Annotated in this window: 19 protein-coding genes; all 19 read left to right on the top strand. The window is 55.2% G+C overall.

The features are described from left to right. Positions 1-7: 7 nt before the first annotated feature. The 19 genes from AB3G37_RS02215 to AB3G37_RS02305 all read left to right on the top strand — a co-directional run bounded on the left by AB3G37_RS02215 (position 8) and on the right by AB3G37_RS02305 (position 17,677). Entirely contained in the window at positions 8-709 is a 702-nt protein-coding gene (locus AB3G37_RS02215) for a TIGR03759 family integrating conjugative element protein (protein ID WP_369789577.1), read from the top strand. Further along, entirely contained in the window at positions 688-1,323 is a 636-nt protein-coding gene (locus tag AB3G37_RS02220) for a transglycosylase SLT domain-containing protein (RefSeq protein WP_369789578.1), read from the top strand. The genes AB3G37_RS02215 and AB3G37_RS02220 overlap by 22 nt, the downstream gene beginning before the upstream one ends. Beyond that, positions 1,320-1,826, top strand: a complete 507-nt coding sequence (locus AB3G37_RS02225) for an integrating conjugative element protein (protein WP_008105897.1) — start codon at positions 1,320-1,322, stop codon at positions 1,824-1,826. The genes AB3G37_RS02220 and AB3G37_RS02225 overlap by 4 nt, the downstream gene beginning before the upstream one ends. A gap of 160 nt (positions 1,827-1,986) precedes the next feature. Continuing rightward, positions 1,987-4,071, top strand: a complete 2,085-nt coding sequence (gene traD / locus AB3G37_RS02230; protein ID WP_369789579.1) for a type IV conjugative transfer system coupling protein TraD — start codon at positions 1,987-1,989, stop codon at positions 4,069-4,071. Next, the gene (locus tag AB3G37_RS02235) at positions 4,071-4,832 is read left to right on the top strand and encodes a TIGR03747 family integrating conjugative element membrane protein (RefSeq protein ID WP_369789580.1); all 762 of its coding nucleotides are present in this window, start codon (positions 4,071-4,073) and stop codon (positions 4,830-4,832) included. The genes traD and AB3G37_RS02235 overlap by 1 nt, the downstream gene beginning before the upstream one ends. A gap of 398 nt (positions 4,833-5,230) precedes the next feature. Beyond that, on the top strand, positions 5,231-6,628 hold the full coding sequence (locus AB3G37_RS02240; protein ID WP_369789581.1) for a hypothetical protein: 1,398 nt from the start codon (positions 5,231-5,233) through the stop codon (positions 6,626-6,628). Positions 6,629-6,704: 76 nt separating this feature from the next. Continuing rightward, the gene (locus AB3G37_RS02245) at positions 6,705-7,025 is read left to right on the top strand and encodes an RAQPRD family integrative conjugative element protein (RefSeq protein ID WP_369789582.1); all 321 of its coding nucleotides are present in this window, start codon (positions 6,705-6,707) and stop codon (positions 7,023-7,025) included. Next, positions 7,016-7,258, top strand: coding sequence for a TIGR03758 family integrating conjugative element protein (locus AB3G37_RS02250; protein WP_008107119.1), 243 nt, complete (start codon positions 7,016-7,018; stop codon positions 7,256-7,258). Before AB3G37_RS02245 ends, AB3G37_RS02250 begins: the two co-directional genes overlap by 10 nt. A 46-nt stretch (positions 7,259-7,304) precedes the next feature. Beyond that, positions 7,305-7,682, top strand: coding sequence for a TIGR03745 family integrating conjugative element membrane protein (locus AB3G37_RS02255; protein ID WP_369789583.1), 378 nt, complete (start codon positions 7,305-7,307; stop codon positions 7,680-7,682). Positions 7,683-7,692: 10 nt separating this feature from the next. Continuing rightward, a complete protein-coding gene (locus tag AB3G37_RS02260) occupies positions 7,693-8,055 on the top strand; it encodes a TIGR03750 family conjugal transfer protein (RefSeq protein WP_034892368.1) in 363 nt (120 codons plus the stop codon). Beyond that, positions 8,052-8,708, top strand: coding sequence for a PFL_4703 family integrating conjugative element protein (locus AB3G37_RS02265; protein ID WP_200538993.1), 657 nt, complete (start codon positions 8,052-8,054; stop codon positions 8,706-8,708). Before AB3G37_RS02260 ends, AB3G37_RS02265 begins: the two co-directional genes overlap by 4 nt. After that, positions 8,708-9,571: a TIGR03749 family integrating conjugative element protein gene (locus AB3G37_RS02270; protein ID WP_369789584.1), complete on the top strand. Its 864-nt coding sequence runs from the start codon at positions 8,708-8,710 to the stop codon at positions 9,569-9,571. The genes AB3G37_RS02265 and AB3G37_RS02270 overlap by 1 nt, the downstream gene beginning before the upstream one ends. Further along, positions 9,561-11,051 (top strand): TIGR03752 family integrating conjugative element protein, encoded by a 1,491-nt coding sequence (locus tag AB3G37_RS02275; protein WP_369789585.1) that lies wholly within the window; start codon positions 9,561-9,563, stop codon positions 11,049-11,051. The genes AB3G37_RS02270 and AB3G37_RS02275 overlap by 11 nt, the downstream gene beginning before the upstream one ends. An 11-nt stretch (positions 11,052-11,062) precedes the next feature. Further along, on the top strand, positions 11,063-11,476 hold the full coding sequence (locus AB3G37_RS02280; RefSeq protein WP_336768367.1) for a TIGR03751 family conjugal transfer lipoprotein: 414 nt from the start codon (positions 11,063-11,065) through the stop codon (positions 11,474-11,476). Continuing rightward, entirely contained in the window at positions 11,476-14,280 is a 2,805-nt protein-coding gene (locus AB3G37_RS02285; RefSeq protein WP_369789586.1) for a conjugative transfer ATPase, read from the top strand. The genes AB3G37_RS02280 and AB3G37_RS02285 overlap by 1 nt, the downstream gene beginning before the upstream one ends. A gap of 12 nt (positions 14,281-14,292) precedes the next feature. Continuing rightward, positions 14,293-14,697 (top strand): hypothetical protein, encoded by a 405-nt coding sequence (locus AB3G37_RS02290; RefSeq protein WP_369789587.1) that lies wholly within the window; start codon positions 14,293-14,295, stop codon positions 14,695-14,697. A 216-nt stretch (positions 14,698-14,913) separates the two neighbouring features. Beyond that, positions 14,914-15,306, top strand: coding sequence for a TIGR03757 family integrating conjugative element protein (locus AB3G37_RS02295; RefSeq protein WP_369789588.1), 393 nt, complete (start codon positions 14,914-14,916; stop codon positions 15,304-15,306). After that, complete coding sequence (locus AB3G37_RS02300; protein ID WP_008104491.1) at positions 15,303-16,265, top strand: TIGR03756 family integrating conjugative element protein; 963 nt, start codon at positions 15,303-15,305, stop codon at positions 16,263-16,265. Before AB3G37_RS02295 ends, AB3G37_RS02300 begins: the two co-directional genes overlap by 4 nt. After that, positions 16,262-17,677 carry an integrating conjugative element protein gene (locus AB3G37_RS02305; RefSeq protein WP_369789589.1) on the top strand — a complete coding sequence of 472 codons (1,416 nt, stop codon included), beginning with the start codon at positions 16,262-16,264 and terminating at the stop codon, positions 17,675-17,677. The genes AB3G37_RS02300 and AB3G37_RS02305 overlap by 4 nt, the downstream gene beginning before the upstream one ends. The last annotated feature ends 1 nt before the right edge of the window (position 17,678 follow it).

A 17,678-nucleotide genomic window follows, 5' to 3' on the forward strand; every position in this document is an offset into this window, starting at 1 on the left:
AGAGTCAATGAGGCGATATTTTGTCATCATAACCACAGTGCTACTAATGCCTTCAAGGTTTGTCATTGGGGCTGAGAGTGATAATTTGGACTTCACTAAAAGCACTGAAAAAATTTCGGAAGAAAATGTAGGTGGCTATTGGGAAATCAGCCAACAAGATTATCAGCGCTTTAAAGAGCTTAAAAGCGGTACAAGAGGAACCTTGTCTCCAAATTTAGATCCATTAAGCACATTGGGAATTGAAGCCCGCAACGACGCCGAGCGCCGTCACTACGCAGAACTTTGGGTAAAACAGGAGTACGAGCGCACCGAAAAAGAGCTCAAATTCCAGCGCGAAGTTGATGCTGCCTGGAAGCGCCTCATGCCTAACATGCTACCAGTTAATATGGGCAACGCCGCAGGTATCGCGCATGATTCTGGTGGTCGCCTTGCGCTATTCGTTCGCGAAGCAGATTGTCAGCGCTGTGACGCCCGTCTTTCCGCTGTTCTCGCCGATAAACGTCCTGTTGATATCTATCTTGTCGATAGCGAAGGCAGCGATCAGAAACTCCGCAACTGGGCGCAGCAGCATCGCATTCCCGCCGAACAAGTCCGCGAACGCCGCATCACACTGAACCACGACGCAGGCCGCTGGATGCGATACGGCAACGGCATCATGCCGGTTCTTCTCCAGCAGGGGGAAAGCGGATGGCATATCGCAGCGTTCTAACCGCCGCGTTGTTGCTGAGTGCCGCCAGCTCTGTGGCGTCAACCAGCATGCAAAGCGTGCCGTCGGGTTATCAGAAAGTCGCTCTGCAGCATGGCGTTCCGGCTGAGTCGCTTTACTCGCTGGCGTTGGCTGAATCATCTCGCCAGCTGCCGTATGGCACGCGCCCGTGGCCCTGGACAATCAACGTCGCGGGCAAAGGCTACCGTTACGAAAGCCGACAAGCTGCCTGGCAGGCGCTGCAGCAGTTTATGAAAATCCATCCGCTTAAGAGAATCGATGTCGGCATCGCGCAGATCAATCTCGGCTGGAATGGCCATCGCTTCGACTCAACGTGGGATGCGTTTGATCCTTATATCAACCTAAACGCAGCGGCGCGCATTCTTCGCGAGTGCTGGGAACGAATCCCCGGCAGCTGGTTAAAAGCGGCTGGCTGCTATCACCATCCGGCTGGCGGCAAACCTGCAGCGCGCTATCGGCAGATTGTCAGCGAAAAGTTGGCGTCGCTCTCACCAACTCAACCTCGCCCAATCGCAACGCAGGCTCCTGCCGACCTCGCGAGTAACCAGACATCTTCAACCGAAATCATCTGGACAGAACCACGGAGGCAGCAATGAAAAAATTGATGCTGGCTGGCGCGATCGTCGCGTTGCCATTTCTCTCGCATGCAGAACTCAACGTTATCGCGGATCTCGGCGGCAAATCGGCAGCGCCGTTCTATGAGGGAATCAACGCTGAGCCTCAGCCGCAACAGCAATCAATCCAACCTGATTACAGTGAAGGTTCAGTGTTGCCAGTGGCAACACCTGAACTCACTCCCGGCATCATTGAGCCGCGCGTGCTGAAACTGCCGGGAATTGGTGCGCTGTTTCTGGTTGGCGATGATGCTCAATCGCAAGAATGGCTTTCACGTAACGCTGAACTGCTCAGCCGTCTTGGTGCGGTTGGGATGGTGGTAAACGTCAGCAGCTCGGCATCCTTGCAGCAGCTGCGTCAGATTGCGCCTGCTCTGCAGCTCGCACCGGTATCAGGTAGCGATCTGGCGCGTCGCCTTAAGTTGGAACATTACCCGGTGCTCATAACCGAGCATTCACTGAGCCAGCAGGTTTCAGTCCAGTGATGGATTCGCCGGATTGCATGAAATGCCCCATGCAGCGCTGATGCCGCTTCCTCTGTTCTTCATCCTTTTTCTGGCTCTGCTGCGTGCTTACTGGTACTGGCACAATCTGTATCACCCCACGCGCAGCACTCCTGAATCCTGCCATAAGTGAGTCACTGCTATGAGCGATCGATATGTTATTGAAGCGCTATTACGTCCCGCAGTTGAGTTCAACACCACGCTGGTAGCCGCCACCGCCAGTTATGTTTGCGTTGCAGCGCCCTGGGCTGTCGCGCTGTCGCCATCGGTGAGTTATGTCACAGCTACCGGCTTTGCGGTGCTGGCCGCCATTCGTGCCCGTCAGGGATGTCAGGTGATCAGGTATCGCAGAAATCTTCGCCGCTTGCCACGCTATGTGATGACCAGCCGCCAGGTTCCTGTGAGCAATCACCGGCTGTTCCTAGGCAAAGGTTTTCTGTGGCAGCAAAAACATACTCAGCGCCTGCTCGATACGCGTCGGCCAGAAGTCGAAAAGTATGTGCAGCCAGCGAAGCTCTATCAGTACGCGCGCAGGCTTGAACGCGCGAGCGAGCATTCTCTGCCCTGGCTGTCATCGTTGATTTCAGCTGATACGCCGCTGAATCCGGTTCGTCCGTTGCCACCAGTTGGCGGTAATCCGGCGCTGCACGGCATCGAACCGCACGAGCGCGATGTATCGATGGATCTCCGCGAGCGCGTTGGGCATACGTTAGTCGTAGGCACTACGCGCGTTGGCAAAACACGGCTGGAAGAGTTGCTGGTTACGCAGGATATTCGACGAGGCAATATCACCATTGTCTTCGACCCCAAAGGCGATGCCGATTTGCTAAAACGCATGTGGGCAGAAGCGCACCGCGCCGGTCGTCAGGATGACTTCCACGTTTTCCACCTTGGCTGGCCAGAGATCTCGGCTCGTTACAACGCGGTTGGCCGCTTCGGGCGGGTGTCGGAAGTGGCTTCGCGCATCGCTGGTCAATTAGGCGCTGAAGGTAACAGCGCCGCGTTTCGCGAGTTCGCCTGGCGGTTCGTGAACATCGTGACGCGCGCGCTGGTTGCGCTTGGCCAGCGCCCCGACTACTCGCTGATCCTTCGCTACGTCACCAACATTGGCGAGCTCTATCAGCGCTACGTGGAACATCTGGTTGATAAGCATCTGCCGGAGCTGCGCAGCAAAATTGAGAACGGCAGCAATGTGCTGAAGGAAAAGGATCTGCCACGCAATATGCAGGGGCAATCAAACGCCACGCGTATCTGGGCAATGGAGCTGGCGCTGAGTTCTGAAGCCGGTAAAAAGCTTTATGATCCCATCCTTGAAGGGCTGCGCTCGGCAGTGCGTTACGACCGAACCTATTTCGATAAAATCGTCGCCTCACTGCTGCCGCTACTGGAAAAACTCACCACCGGCAAAACGGCGGCGCTGCTTTCACCGGACTACGAAGACTTAGACGATCCGCGCCCGATATTCGACTGGCAACAGGTGATTCGACAGCGCGGCATCGTTTATGTCGGGCTGGATGCGCTCTCTGACAGTGAAGTTGGCGCTGCCGTTGGCAACAGCATGTTCGCTGATTTGGTAAGTATCGCGGGGCATATTTATAAGCATGGCATCAATGACGGCCTGCCGGAAAATGGCGACGGCAAGCTGCCGATCAGCCTGCACTGCGACGAGTTCAATGAACTGATGGGCGATGAGTTTATTCCGCTGATTAACAAAGGCGGCGGCGCGGGCATAGAGGTGACGGCGTACACCCAAACAATTTCTGACATCGAGGCACGCATTGGTAGCAGCGCCAAAGCTGCGCAAGTCACGGGCAACTTCAATACGCTGATCATGCTGCGCGTGCGTGAGAACCGCACCGCCGAGCTGCTAACCAGCCAACTGCCTGAAGTGGATGTTTATTCCAAGACGCTGGTTTCGGGTTACACCGATATCACCAACCAGGAGCAAGGCACTGATTTCACCTCCAACACTCAGGACCGTGTGAGTATGGTGAAAACGTCGATGCTCACTCCAGCCGACATCATCAACCTGCCCAAAGGCCAGGCGTTCGCGCTGCTGGAAGGCGGCCAACTATGGAAGATTCGCATGCCGCTACCCGCAGCTGATAAATCCGATTTGATGCCGGAAAGCCTGCAGAAGATCGCTGCTGAGATGCGACGCAATTACCGCACTAGCGAAGCCTGGTGGTCTGGTGCTGCTGGCGCAGAACCGCCGGGAGGTGATTAATGCCACCACCAAACACTTCAGCGCCGCCAGCCCGAGTTCAGCAGCCCAAAGAGCATGGCTTTCTGTTTAATCTGTTATGGGGATGGCCGTGGAAGCTGATGGGTATGCTGCTGGCATCGCTGTTTTTCAGCCTGGTAATGGAGTACGTCGGCATTGCATTCTTCTGGCCAGATCAAGGTGCGGCGCATAGCCAGCAGGTGATGCAGATCGAGAGCGGCTATCTCTCCACTGAGTTTACGCGCAGCCTGCTGCTGTCACAGCCAACGGTGACGGTCACTGCCTGGGTAACACAGGTTTATCAGTGGCTGGTTGTCGATAGCGGCCTGCAGGGATGGATTGCCCAGCAGAATCAGGCAATGGAAAGCGGCGGGAATGCAGTTGCTGCCGGATTAAGTGCCGGTAGCCGCTGGCTGGCATCGGCGCTGCAGGAATATCTGCTGGCGACGGTGTATGTCGCTGTGGTGACGCTGATTCGCGTGACGATTCTGGTGCTATCCATACCGCTGTTTCTGATGGTGGTGCTGGTTGCAGTGGTTGATGGTCTGGGGCGGCGAGATCTGCGGCGATACGGCGCGGCTTATGAATCCAGCTTTGTTTATCACCATGCCAAACGCTTCGTTAAACCCGCGTTCTATGTACCCTGCATGGTGTATCTGTCGTGGCCATCGGCGGTGTACCCAAATCTTCTGTTGCTTCCTGCGGCGCTGATGCTGGGCATGGCGCTGGCGGTGCTGACGGCTTCATTCAAGAAGTACCTCTAAGCTGGACGGCAGCGTGCAAAGCTCGACTTTGTGCGCTGCCGTCAGCAGGCAAGCCGTAGGCGCGGCAGTATATATATCAATTTTATCATTTAGTAATATCTAATTGTATTGCCAAGATATTAATATCGTTTTATTTAAAAATTAAGAATTGTGCCACCCCCCCAAACTTAAAACTAGATAATGTAAACTTATGTAGCGATTGCATCTAGAACGCTTATTAAATGTAGTATTTGAATCTAAAATTACAATACTAATGGATAGTAAGCTTTGAAGTTATAAATTTCCCCCTCCAAGTCATAGAAAACAAAATATTTAAAGCTAGATTGTAAGTGAAGCCAACTACTTCACCCTTAACTTAGTTATCTAACTATCTATTTCTCTGGTAAGGATTTAATAAAATGAAAAGAAAGCTTATGCTTATAATTTTTTCATTATCAATTTCTATACATCAAGCTAATGCTGCTTTAGAAATTGCAGCAGGAATGACTGTTGGCCAAATTATCAATGGAGTTAAAGATGTAGTTAGGCAAGTTGAACAATCTGCTTCTTCTTTGCTTGAGCAAGGCAACAATGGATTGGCACAACAACAAATGATACTTGCTGGAATATTAAAAGGTACAGTTGATCAAATGGAAAAAGCATATCAAGGTTCTATGGAAAAAACCTTCGATCAGTTAAATACAACTCAAGCCAATACATTTAAGGATTTAGAAAGGCTGAGTAACGGTGTCATAAAAGACATGGGAAACAATGTCCAGAGCGCTATTTATCAAGCTCAAGGTTCCGCTAATCAGCTTCTCAATAAGCTTCCTTTTACAGATCACTATCCAGTTTTTTATGGTGCATTGAGCCAAGACTTGCTATCAGAGCTAATAAGTAAACCATACGATATCGAGGTCTTGGGATTTATGTTCAGGGACCCTAATATCAAATTTAAGGACCCCATAATAAGAATCGATGGTAATGAACTACAAAGCGAAGACTTATCTATTCAGGAAGATAGATTACAAATAACATTACCAGAGGAGATAAAGAAAAAGTTATCTTTTTCAGCAACGCCTTGTAGCCCTCGAAAACCTTATGTTGTGAGCATGGATGTTTTTTATGGCGAAAAATCTGGATTTTGGCCATTCAACAAATATATTGAAAAGAAAGTTACATTTAACTCGCGGTCTTTAGTTGCTGCTGAGCAATTGGAGTTCTATGTAAGTAAAGATGTTGTTACCAATGTAGAAAACAATAAAAGCATACATTTAGTTGTTCCAGGGAACTACTATGAAGTCGGATGTGAAGAGTCAAAATCCGGACAGATTTTTTACAACCTTCCCGAGAATGCGCGAAATGTGAATTGTTCAGGCAGATGGATGAGTGTAAGTAATCTCAACTCTCAAGGGGTTGATGGCTGTAAGGTTAGTGGGCAAACAGCTATGGTTGGGGGAATAATTCGAGGCAAGGACAAAGAATGGGGCAATTGCCCTGGAGGTGGGCATGCTACTTTTCAGATGGAGGTGGATTATATTTTATCCGATGACAGGCAGGAAATGCTAATGGCTGTTCCTGTCGGTAATTACGTAATGAAAAATAATAGCTTAGATACTATCATTACCAATTCGGCAAACTCTAAGACGAAAACACTCCGAGTATCTGTAAAACGTAAAGGGTGCTCCTCAGAAATAGATTCATTCACAATTGATATTCCTGACAATGAGCAACAGGTTATTACCCAGACATCTCAAAATGGAATGTTTCAAGCTGAGTTTAGAAAAGGTCAACTTGTTGTAAAGAATAATAACTAATGCGGAGTTTGATTTATTTGTTTGTGAATGCTTGCTAGCTAAATATGGTTCAAACTCATTTTTGCGAGGATGAATCATGTTTAGCTTACTGAATCTATCACCATGTATTTTGATATTAGTTTGTTTGTCTGCCTCAGCTTCAGAATTCGACGAACTCGCCACCACCCAACGCCTATTAGACCAAGTCCAACTTTCCCTCGACCGCGCCCGAACCGTCGCCGCGCAGTCTGACCCCAATAACCGCCGCCGTTACCTGTTCGATTACAAGAAAGCCAACGAAGACCTCAACACCATGCGTGCTGGCATCGACCGCTACACGCAGCCCTCGCGTGCGCAGCCGCTGGATTACGGCAAGGTCAGCGGCGATTACACGCGTGGACGTCCGCTATGGCGATGACTGCCGCGCAGATCAACGCGTTTAAAACGGCATCCGGCAACATCGATATTAGCGTTCTGTATCTGGTGTCCGTTGGGCTACTACTGTGCGTGCTGTTTCTTTGGGCAGCTTGGGCGGCGGTAGATGTCTGGCACGGTTGGGCAAATACCAAAGTCAGGGATGCCGCGCTTGCCCGATTTGTTATCCGTTCTGTGGCTTTACTGATCGTCTGCATCTGGATGTTCGCCAGTTAACGCAGACATTTTCGAAGTGCCTTTACCCGTCAAAGAGGAATGTTCCATGAAATCAAAGTTTGTTCGTTTATCTCGCTTTAAAGACCGTCAGGTCATGCGTCTGTGTTCCGGGCTGATTCTGGCCTGGTTGTCATGCAAACCGGCACTGGCCGATCTGCCTTCAGTTGAAGCGCCGGAATCCAGCGGCGGCACGGGGCTGATGGGCCAGATCAAAGGCTACGCGCAGGACTTCATTGTCTTCGCCGGTTTGCTGGTCTGTGCCGTGGCGTTTATCAACGTCGCAACCAGCGCAGTACACACGTTCGTTGAAGTGCGTAACGAGCGCGCCACCTGGACCAAGTTTGGCTCCATCGTAGCAACCGGCGTCGTGTTGCTGGTCGCGACTATCTGGCTGCTCGGTCAGTCTGCCGAAATCATTCTGTAAGGGGATATGCATGCAGACCATCCGTTTCCTGCCCGATCGACTGAATGCCGAACCTGTCGTGTTTCGCGGTTTCACCACGCCGGAATTAGGGCTGGCGGCATTGATTGGATTAGCGGTTGGAGGTGTGGTGTGTCTGCCGTTTTTTCCACTGGTTGGCTGGGTCATCATCCCGACCGGGATGCTGCTCATGCCTCTGCTACTCATTGCGTTTGGCGGGCGCTGGATGGCCCGCCTTAAACGCGGCAAGCCAGAAAACTACATCTGGCAGCGGCTGGAGGAGAAGAAGCGCCGGATGGGCTATGGCGATCGCTCTCTCATCATCAGCTCACACAGCTGGTCTCTGCGCCGTACACCGAAGGGAGCCGGAAAATGAGCCAGTTCCGCAATGCCATTCAACGCAGCGATCAACACATCAAATCGCTGCGCATCGCCTGCGCTTTCCTCATTCTGTTGGTGCTGATCACGTCATCCGGCTGGATGCTCGCGCCGCGCAGCATGACCATTCATAACCCGCCAGACTTGCGCACCGGTAGCACGCGCCCCTGGTGGGAAGTGCCGCCGTCATCGGTTTACGCCTTTGCCTTCTATATCTTCCAGCAGCTCAACGCCTGGCCGAAAAACGGTGAGGTGGATTATCCCGCCAAAATTCGCGCGCTGTCGCCGTACCTGACTCCGGGCTGCAAAGACTTTCTGGAACGAGATGCCACCGAGCGTACCAACCGCAATGAGCTGATTGACCGCGTGCGCGTGGTGTATGAAATCCCCGAGCGCGGCTACAGCACCAAAAGCGTCACGGTGCGCGATCGTGATAACTGGGTCGCGCAGCTGGATTTGGTAGCTGACGAATATTTCCACACCGAGCCGGTAAAGCGCGCGATGGTGCGCTACCCGATGAAAATTACGCGCTGGAATGGCGATCCCGAAACCAATCAGTTCGGCCTGGCGCTGGATTGCTACGACGGCGTGCCGCAGCGTCTGGAGGCCGCACCACCTGAACCTAAGCCTGAGCATAAGGGGATGTTTTGATGAATACGCTCACCAGATTGCATGTTGCCTGCAGGCTGATGTTCGCGGTGTTGCCAGTGGCAACACTTACGCCGAATCCGGTTCAGGCGATTGAGTTGATGAAGTGGGAGCGCATCCCGTTGCAGGTCACGCTCAAGGTTGGCCAGGAGCGCGTGGTATTCGTCGATAAAAATGTGCGCGTCGGTATCGCGCCAGCGCTGAAGGGCAAGCTGCGCGTGCAAAGCACCGGCGGCGCGGTGTACCTGAAAGCGAACGAAGCGTTTTCCCAGACCCGCGTTCAACTGCAGGATGTGGAGAACGGCGAGATCATCATGCTCGATGTCACCGCTGGCGAGAAAGGTTCAGCCGAGCCGGTGAAGCTGGTTTATGAAGGTGGCGACAGCGAAGCCGATGCCAGTCCTGAGCACGCTGACGCAGCCAAAGAAGAGAAGAAAGTCAGTTACTCTGCACCGCTACCGGTGCTGCTCACGCGTTACGCGTCACAGCGATTGTATGCGCCGCTGCGCACGGTTGAGCCGGTTCCCGGCGTGCGTTCACTGCCGTTGCATTTACCCAGCCGCATCACCACGCTTTATCCCGCTGAACCTTTAGAGATCCAGCCTATCGCGGCATGGGCGGTGCAAAGTCAGAACGTGGTAGCGTTTCGCGTGCGCAACATGACCAGCCGTAAAATCGTTCTCGATCCCCGCTCACTGCAGGGCAAGTTTGTCTCCGCCACTTTCCAGCACCGTTTCCTCGGTTTAGTCGGCACGCCTGAAGACACCACCATGCTCTATCTGGTAATGGATTCGCGCCCCGAAAACGCATTGATTCCTGAAGCGAAGGTGAGCCGCAAAGCGCGAGGTAAACACCATGCAGATTAAATCGAACACGCTGGTCAAAGTGCTGGTGCCGGTCTTTCTGCTCGCGGGCGTCGCGGTGGGCATGAAAAGTTGCAGCATCAAGAATGAAACAGAGAAAACCAGCGCCACGCCAGAAAAGCCCAAAGCGCTGGCCGATCTGACGCCTGCCGAACTCAAGGCGCTGGGCGTCGAGGGCGATACGCCGGAAGACACGCTGCGTACGCTGGTTGGCACGCTGAAAACCATTCGCGGTAAGCAGGAAACGCTCGACCGCCAGAACCTCAATCTGGTGAAAGAGAACGACCGCCTGCGCACGCGTAACCAGAACGTTGCCGGTCAGGTTAATGAAGCGGTGGCGAATTACCAGAAACTTGCCGAAGACCGCCGCCAGCAGCTGCAGCAGGAACAGCGGACCCTGACCAGCAAAGTGCAGGAGCTGAGCAATCAGCTGACCAAACGTATGGCGTCTGATAAGCAGGATCAGAACAACAGCGATATTCCGCTGGGGCTTGGCCTGGATGATGTTGCCAGTGGCAACACTAATGATGGCGTGATGTGGGTTTCGCCCAGCGATCAGCGCAGCAGCGGCTCGGACGCGGGTTCAACTCCCGCCGACAGCAAAGCGGCAATCGGTGGATTCCCGACATCGTTTCTCGGTGATAACGCGCTGAGTAAGAGCAAAAGTAACTACGAGCAGAAGGTAAAAGGCTACTCCAACAATCAGAAAGAAGAAGAAAGCACCGAGCCGGTTTATACGCTGCCGGAAAACTCCACGCTGATTGGTAGCAAAGGCATGACCGCGCTGCTGGGCCGCGTACCGATTAATGGCACCGTCACCGATCCCTATCCGTTTAAAGTGCTGATTGGCCGCGACAACCTTACTGCCAATGGCATCGAGCTGCCCGACGTGGAAGGCGCGATTGTTTCCGGCACCGCGTCAGGCGACTGGACGCTTTCCTGCGTACGTGGCCAGGTGAACTCCATCACCTTCGTCTTCAGCGATGGCCGGGTGCGCACGCTGCCGCGCCCGGATAACAACGGCAAGAGTAACGGTCAGGATGGTGGCAAGAAGCAGGACGGTGGCATTGGCTGGATCTCGGATGAGGCCGGAATTCCCTGCATCAGCGGCACGCGGAAATCCAACGCATCAACGTATCTGCCAACCCTCTTTGCACTTTCCGGTGCAGCCGCTGCCGGTGAAGCGCTCAACGAAAATCAGCGTACCGGACAAACCAACGCCTACGGCGGCGTGACCTCCACGCTAACCGGCGATGCCGGACAGGCGGCGATGGGCAAAGCGATTGCCGGTGGCGTCGGTGATGTTTCTGAATGGGTGAAACAGCGTTATGGCCAGACGTTCGACGCAGTGTATGTGCCGCCCGGCGCGAATCTAGCCGTTCACATCACGCAGCAGCTGGCAATCGATTACGAAGATAAGGGCCGCAAGGTGCGTTACGACTTCAGCGTGCCGGGTAATGCCGCGCGCATCGGACTGGACTAAGGGGATAGCGAATGAACAGAGCATTTATGCCGGTCGCGTTCGCCGCGCTGGTTTCAGTCATTTCAGGCTGCAGCACGTCGAAAGATGAGATGCTACCAGCGGGCGACAGCAACATGCTGGAGCTGTGGCAAGGCAAAGGCGCGAGCGGTTCGGCTCAGCGCGGTGCGCAGGGACGTGAAGCGCTGCGCCGCCCGCTGAGTGAAACGGAAGATCAGCGTGCCGACAAACTCGACCATTCATACAGCCGCACGCAGGAAAGCGAGATCACGCAGCAGTTCCCGCGCCTGCCAAATCCCGACATGGTGATGTACGTGTTTCCGCATCTTGCCGGTGGCAACTCGCCGGTTCCCGGCTACAGCACGGTGTTTCCGTTTTACAGCCAGGTGCAGTACGCCTTGCCAGGTGAGCGCACGGAGGATCTGTAATGATGTTTTCCCTGTTTAAAAAGCCCGCCTCAGAAGTCAGCAACATCCCTGAAAGCAACCAGCCGCAGCCACTACCGCGCCCTGGCAAAATGACGGTGCAGGATGAAGCCGCGCTGTATCACGCCAAACCTTCCATCATTGATTACCTGCCGTGGGCCGAATATCTGCCGGAAGATAAATGCCTGCTGCTTGATGACGGCATTTCGGTCGGCGCGGTTTATACCATCACGCCGATTTCATCCGAGGGGCGCACCGCCGCGCGCCTGGAGGAAATCCGCGACCAGGTTGAAGATGCGCTGCAGGACAGCCTGGAAGAAGACGACATCTCGCCGTGGGTGGTGCAGTTCTTTTGCCAGGATGAAGACGATCCATCGCCCTATCTGAACACGGTCAAAGAGTACGTAAAACCCTGGGCACGCGGCACGGAATTCACCAACGCCTGGCTGGGTGAAACCGAGCGTCATTTGCGGGACATCGCCATTCCAACGGGTTTGTTCCGCGACACGCTGGTCACTGGCCAGCTGTGGCGCGGGCAGCAGCGCCGCACGCGCATGGTGATTTATCGCTGGGTGCCAGGTGCCGCCAAGGGTGTGAAAGATGTTCACGCGCTGCCGCCCGTCACCATGCTTAATCAGGTTTGTGACCGGCTGGCGGCATCACTCGGTGCGTCTGGCGTTGCCTGCCAGCGCCAGACCGGCGCACAGATTCATGAATGGCTGCTGCGCCTGTTCAATCCCGATCCGCAGCACGGCCTGAGCAAAGAAGCGTTTTACGCCGCCGCGCAGCATCATGATGCGCAAGTGGGCGAGCTGCCGATGACCAACGATTTTGCCGAAACGCTGTGGTACACGCCGCCGCGTTCGGACGTGGAAAACGGCGTGTGGTGGTTCGACGATAAGCCGCATCGCGCCATCGCCATCGAGCGTCTGCGCCGCCCGCCTGAACCCGGCATGCTGACCGGCGAAATGGCGCGCGGCGAGCATATCAACGCGCTAATGGATCTGCTGCCCGAAGGTACGGTGGTTTCACTGACCATCGTTTCCCAGCCGCAAGACGTGCTGGAAAATGACTTCATTAAGCTGGCCAAAAACGCCGTGGGTGAAAACACTGAATCCGGGCGCGTGCGCGAGGATGTGCGCGAAGTGAAAGAGTATCTTGGCCGCCGCCACAAGCTGTATCGCGGCGCGCTGACTTTCATGATGCGCGGCAACGATCTGGCCGACCTCAACCGACGCCAGCAAAACATGTCGGCGGTGCTGCTGACCGCTGGCCTGCAGCCGGTGCGACCCGAATACAACGTTTCACCGCTAAATACCTGGCTGCGCGCGCTGCCGATGTGCTTCAACCCACAGAAGGATCGCCGCCACTGGTATACGCGCCTGACGTGGGTGCAGCATCTTGCGGGTTTGCTGCCAGTGACTGGCCGCGCCACCGGCAGCGGTCATCCCGGCTTCAGCTTCTTTAATCGCGGCGGTGAACCGCTGACCTTCGACCCGATGAATAAGCAGGACCGCACGCAGAACGCACATATGCTGTTTTTCGGACCAACCGGCGCGGGCAAGTCAGCCACGCTGTGTGCAACGCTTTCCCAGTTGATGGCCATTCACCGCCCACGTCTGTTTATTGCTGAAGCCGGTAACTCGTTTGGCCTGTATGCCGACTATTGCGAAAGCCTTGGCCTGACGGTGAATAAAATTGGCATCCGTCCCGGCTGTGGCGTCAGTCTGGCGCTGTTCGCCGACGCGCATCAGTTGCTCGATCTCAAACCGGAGCAGCTGCAGCTTAACGAAGCCGACATCCCGGACGCCGATGAAGATGATGGCGATGAACAACGCGACATCCTCGGTGAAATGGAGATTGCCGCGCGCATGATGATTACCGGCGGCGAAAAGCGCGAAGAAGAAAGGTTAACGCGCTCTGACCGTGGCCTAATCCGTGAAGCCATTATGATGGCGGCGCAGACCAGCTACGACGAGTCGCGCCAGATGATTGCTGAAGATCTGCAGACCGCGCTGTTTGCTATCGCGCGTGATAACAGCGTGGACAGCAGCGGCCAGCCTTTGCTGACCGAACGCCGTCGCGCGCGTGCCGATGAGATGGCGGGTGCGATGTCGATGTTTACCAGCGGATTTGAAGGCGAGCTGTTCAACCGCCCCGGTACACCTTGGCCGGAAGCCGATGTCACGCTTATCGATTTGGGCACGCTGGCGCGCGAGAACTATGGCGCGCAGATGGCGCTGGCGATGGTTTCCCTGGTGAACACCATCAACAACATCGCCGAGCGCGATCAGTATCTTGACCGCGAAATCGTCTTTGCCATCGATGAAGCGCACATCACCACCACCAATCCGCTGCTGTCGCCGTACATGACCAAAGTAGTCAAGATGTGGCGTAAGCTCGGAGCCTGGCTGTGGATGGCGACGCAGAACCTGGCGGATTACCCGGACATCGCCGAGAAGATGCTGAACATGGCTGAGTGGTGGCTGTGCCTGACGATGCCGCCTGATGAAGTGGAGCAAATCGCGCGCTTCAAGAAGCTGAGCGATGAGCAAAAATCGGTGCTGCTTTCCGCCAGTAAGCTGCCGCGCTGTTACACCGAAGGCGTGGTGCTGTCGAAGAAAACCGAAGCGCTGTTCAGAGCCGTGCCGCCCAGCCTTTACCTCGCGCTTGGCATGACCGAGAAAGAGGAAAAAGCCGAACGCCGTAAGCTGATGAAACTGCATAATTGCAGCGAGCTGCAAGCTGCAGTTATCGTTGCCCGCCAGCTCGATGCAGCGCGCGGCCTCAAGTCTGCCGCCATTTAAACAGGGAGCCTTATGCTGGAACTCAAATATCCCATTCCCCGCATTACCACCACGATTTCCCGCCAGGCGGCGCGCACGCTGTTCACGCTGATGCCGCAGGGCGAACCGGAAATTCTCGCCAGCGATCTGGCGCTGCTCGACAGGCTGTGTGATGAAATCCGTTCGCGCGTGAATCCGCCCGTAAAAATCACCAGCCATCCGCAGCGCGTCGGCAGTCATTCCTGTCTTGCACTGCACTTCAAAGGTAAGCTGTGCAGCTCGATTGACCTGCTGATTACAGTGAATAGCCATCTGAGCTGGCCAACGGAAGATGACTATCATCATCCGCGCTGGTACATGACCGTTGTAGATGCCGCTGACCTGCTTTATCTCCAGCTTTATCTGGCGCATAAACTTTCATCAAAGCACACGAAATGACGCCTGTTTCGGAGCACTCTTGCTTGTGAAGCCGTGCCAAAATTTGCATAGTCTTCACCGTCCCCGACCCAAAGGCTACACCTACTAGGCGTAGTTGTTCTGCACCCCTTCGGGCCGGGGACATTTAATCCCGCAGTCCGACACAGAGTTGTTTGCTGTACTCAGCTCACATCCGGCGCACCGTTATGGCTTCTCTCATTTTGTGGAGTAAGTCTGATGAAGCCGCTGATCCCACTCTTTTTCCTTTGCTCAATATCTCCCGGTTTTGCCGCCATCACCGTGTTCACTACGACTGGCCATCCAGCTGTTAATTCTGATGCCGATACCCGCACCGTGTTTCTCGATGCTCCTGACCGGCAGCAGAACGCGATGTTTGGCCAGCTCAGCAGTGAACCCACAGCAGCTGTGCAGGATGCCAGAAGCGGCCTGCAGCGCATGAGCGCGGATCAACAGCAGCAGTTAGTGGAAGCCTGGCGCGGCGTAATCGCGGCGTGGAAGCTGGGCATAGAAAAATATCCGGCGGTAGTTTTCGACGACGTGGATGTGGTGTATGGCACCACCGATGTGGATCTGGCTAAAAACATCCGGGCGCAAGGTGGCCATCCATGACGCGCACGAAACTGGCAACTACCGCGCTGCTGTTCGCTGCGATACAACCGGCAGCCGAATCCGCGATCACCAGCGCGCAGATCATCGCAAGCGCGGTTTCGCCATCCTGCATCAGCTGGCGCGTCAGCGGCATCTGTTACTGGTTGTTCTGCACGCCGTGGGGCTGCAAGGTGCGTACATCGGTCAAGGTAACGCACTTTATCCCGGAGGCCGTGGTGTCGGCATATGCACAACCGGGTGCGAATCCCTGGAAGGAAATGGCGTTCGTCAGCCAGACGGCGGGCGGACTTGAAAACGGCATGTACGGCGTGCCAGCCGGTGGCGGCAATGAGGAGTTGAAAGCACAGGGCAAGCGCAAAACCAATCTGCACTTCAAATACGCCGACGCGATTGGTCATCCGGCCACGTCAATGATTGGCGGCAGCATTTCGGGCTATTCCTGTGAGAGCGCGGCAACGCCACTAAATCCTTACTTCCTCAGCACCCTTGATACGCTTGCATGGCGCAGCGGCATACCGGAATCGCTCTACCCGGAAGCACTGGTGCCAGGCATGCGCGAGATTGGCAGCCAGGCAACGGCTAACATGTGGAGCAACGTCTATCCGCGAGCGGGCTTCGTCACGCAGACCGATGACGACAAAGCCGCAGCTGTGGTGGCGCAGCGCGTCGCCGACATCATCACCCGCACCGGCCAGCCGCACGTCTATCAAACCCTCAAAGGCAATCCTTCTCCTGGCTACTGGCCGCCCGGACCGGTTGAGGAAAACACCGGATTCAAAAACCACAAATGGCAGCGGTTATCTCCGAAGCTCAGCGAAAACTGCGCCGTGTTCCCAGATGGCAACTTCACTGCAGCCGTTGATGGCAATGAAGCTTTCGCGCTCTGGCAACCTTACAGCTGCTGCAAGCGTCGCGGCCAGACCTTCCTGTACAGCACCGATTTTGGAGGTGAATTATGATCGCGCGTATCTGGTTTACGGTGTCAACGTTGCTACTGGCAACCAGCGCACAAGCGTTTGACGTTTCACTGCCGCAGGTTCAGGACAGCACCATGGGCTACGGCAAAAGCGCCAACGGCGCGGTGTCCGACAAGCTGTTTTATACCCTCGGCGGCGGTTCGGTAATTTCGCAGCCCGCCACGCGCAGCAACATGCAGAAGCTGGGGCTGGACGTTGGCTGGAGCTCGGATCTGCAATGCGGCAACTTCGACCTGAAAACCACTGTTGGCAATCAACTGAACGGCATGACCAACGGCTTCAAAAACCTGATGGGCGATGTGGTTCAGGGCGCAACCGGCGCGGTGGCCAGTTTACCCGCGATGGTGATTCAGCGAGCCAATCCGGGCTTGTATGAAATGCTCACCAACGGCGTGCTGCAGGCCAACGTGGCGTTCGATAAGGCGCAGCTCAACTGTCAGAACATGGCCAAACGCATGGTGGATTTCTCGGACTCCAGCAAATGGACGCAGCAGGCCGCAATGGATGAGTACAAAAAGCTGGTAAACAGCGGCGATGCGGATGCGGTACGTGTGAACGATGCCGGGGAAAAAGTGACGGGCGAATCTGGCAGCAACTGGGTCGGCGGTGAGAAGCGCGGTGGTCGCGGCCAGCGCGCGATTCGCCCGACTCATGACCTGTCTGCCGCTGGCTATAACATGATGAATAATCTGCCGGTTAACAGCACCGGCAGCGTCAGCGGCGACAGCTGCACGGGTGGCAGCTGCGGTAAGTTCTCCAGCTCCGAAGAAGCGGCAGCAGCGGTGGTTAAAGTGCTTGGCGATCGCTCAATTCGCACCTGTAAAGATGCCGCGCTATGCACCGATGGCGATATCGATCAGCAACCTGGCGCCAGCGTCGCCGGAACCGGCTTTTCACCGATGCTGGAAGAAGCCACGCGCATCAACGGCGAGCAACTGGTGAAGCTGGTTAATGGCGCGGAGAAGCCCCACGCCGAGAACCTGGCAAAACTGCGTACCGGCAGCCTGGCGATCACCAGCGGCGTGATAAAAGCGCTGCAGCGTGATCCGGACAACGCGGCGCTGGTTGGCCGTCTGGCGGGTGAACTGGCGATGGCAGACACGGTTGAAACCGCGCTGCTGATGCGCCGGATGATTGTGACCGGCCAATCGGAACCGAATGCAGCCGCCATGCCTGAAGCGCTGCAGGAAGGCGATCGCCGCGTTGAATCGCTCGATCGGGAAATCAATGCGCTCAAGAATGAAATGGAACTGAAGCGCGAGCTGGCGCGTAACTCCGTGCTGACCATCATCGATCGCGAAAACAATCGCGCCACAACAAACCCGCAGCGCCAGCCGCATGAAAACACCGATTCGCGCTTCAATCAGCTTTCCGCACCATCCGGGGAGGAGTGAG

It is taken from the genome of Rouxiella sp. WC2420 (assembly GCF_041200025.1).
GTDB lineage: Bacteria > Pseudomonadota > Gammaproteobacteria > Enterobacterales > Enterobacteriaceae > Rouxiella.

Excerpts from the sequence above, each read along its gene's own strand:
- AB3G37_RS02215 (WP_369789577.1), top strand. The coding sequence starts at position 8 with ATGAGGCGATATTTTGTCATCATAACCACAGTGCTACTAATGCCTTCA.
- AB3G37_RS02305 (WP_369789589.1), top strand. The coding sequence starts at position 16,262 with ATGATCGCGCGTATCTGGTTTACGGTGTCAACGTTGCTACTGGCAACC.
- AB3G37_RS02245 (WP_369789582.1), top strand. The coding sequence starts at position 6,705 with ATGTTTAGCTTACTGAATCTATCACCATGTATTTTGATATTAGTTTGT.
- AB3G37_RS02300 (WP_008104491.1), top strand. The coding sequence starts at position 15,303 with ATGACGCGCACGAAACTGGCAACTACCGCGCTGCTGTTCGCTGCGATA.
- AB3G37_RS02290 (WP_369789587.1), top strand. The coding sequence starts at position 14,293 with ATGCTGGAACTCAAATATCCCATTCCCCGCATTACCACCACGATTTCC.
- AB3G37_RS02220 (WP_369789578.1), top strand. The coding sequence starts at position 688 with ATGGCATATCGCAGCGTTCTAACCGCCGCGTTGTTGCTGAGTGCCGCC.
- AB3G37_RS02275 (WP_369789585.1), top strand. The coding sequence starts at position 9,561 with ATGCAGATTAAATCGAACACGCTGGTCAAAGTGCTGGTGCCGGTCTTT.
- AB3G37_RS02295 (WP_369789588.1), top strand. The coding sequence starts at position 14,914 with ATGAAGCCGCTGATCCCACTCTTTTTCCTTTGCTCAATATCTCCCGGT.
- AB3G37_RS02280 (WP_336768367.1), top strand. The coding sequence starts at position 11,063 with ATGAACAGAGCATTTATGCCGGTCGCGTTCGCCGCGCTGGTTTCAGTC.
- AB3G37_RS02270 (WP_369789584.1), top strand. The coding sequence starts at position 8,708 with ATGAATACGCTCACCAGATTGCATGTTGCCTGCAGGCTGATGTTCGCG.
- AB3G37_RS02285 (WP_369789586.1), top strand. The coding sequence starts at position 11,476 with ATGATGTTTTCCCTGTTTAAAAAGCCCGCCTCAGAAGTCAGCAACATC.
- AB3G37_RS02250 (WP_008107119.1), top strand. The coding sequence starts at position 7,016 with ATGGCGATGACTGCCGCGCAGATCAACGCGTTTAAAACGGCATCCGGC.
- AB3G37_RS02260 (WP_034892368.1), top strand. The coding sequence starts at position 7,693 with ATGCAGACCATCCGTTTCCTGCCCGATCGACTGAATGCCGAACCTGTC.
- AB3G37_RS02235 (WP_369789580.1), top strand. The coding sequence starts at position 4,071 with ATGCCACCACCAAACACTTCAGCGCCGCCAGCCCGAGTTCAGCAGCCC.
- AB3G37_RS02265 (WP_200538993.1), top strand. The coding sequence starts at position 8,052 with ATGAGCCAGTTCCGCAATGCCATTCAACGCAGCGATCAACACATCAAA.
- traD (WP_369789579.1), top strand. The coding sequence starts at position 1,987 with ATGAGCGATCGATATGTTATTGAAGCGCTATTACGTCCCGCAGTTGAG.
- AB3G37_RS02225 (WP_008105897.1), top strand. The coding sequence starts at position 1,320 with ATGAAAAAATTGATGCTGGCTGGCGCGATCGTCGCGTTGCCATTTCTC.
- AB3G37_RS02240 (WP_369789581.1), top strand. The coding sequence starts at position 5,231 with ATGAAAAGAAAGCTTATGCTTATAATTTTTTCATTATCAATTTCTATA.
- AB3G37_RS02255 (WP_369789583.1), top strand. The coding sequence starts at position 7,305 with ATGAAATCAAAGTTTGTTCGTTTATCTCGCTTTAAAGACCGTCAGGTC.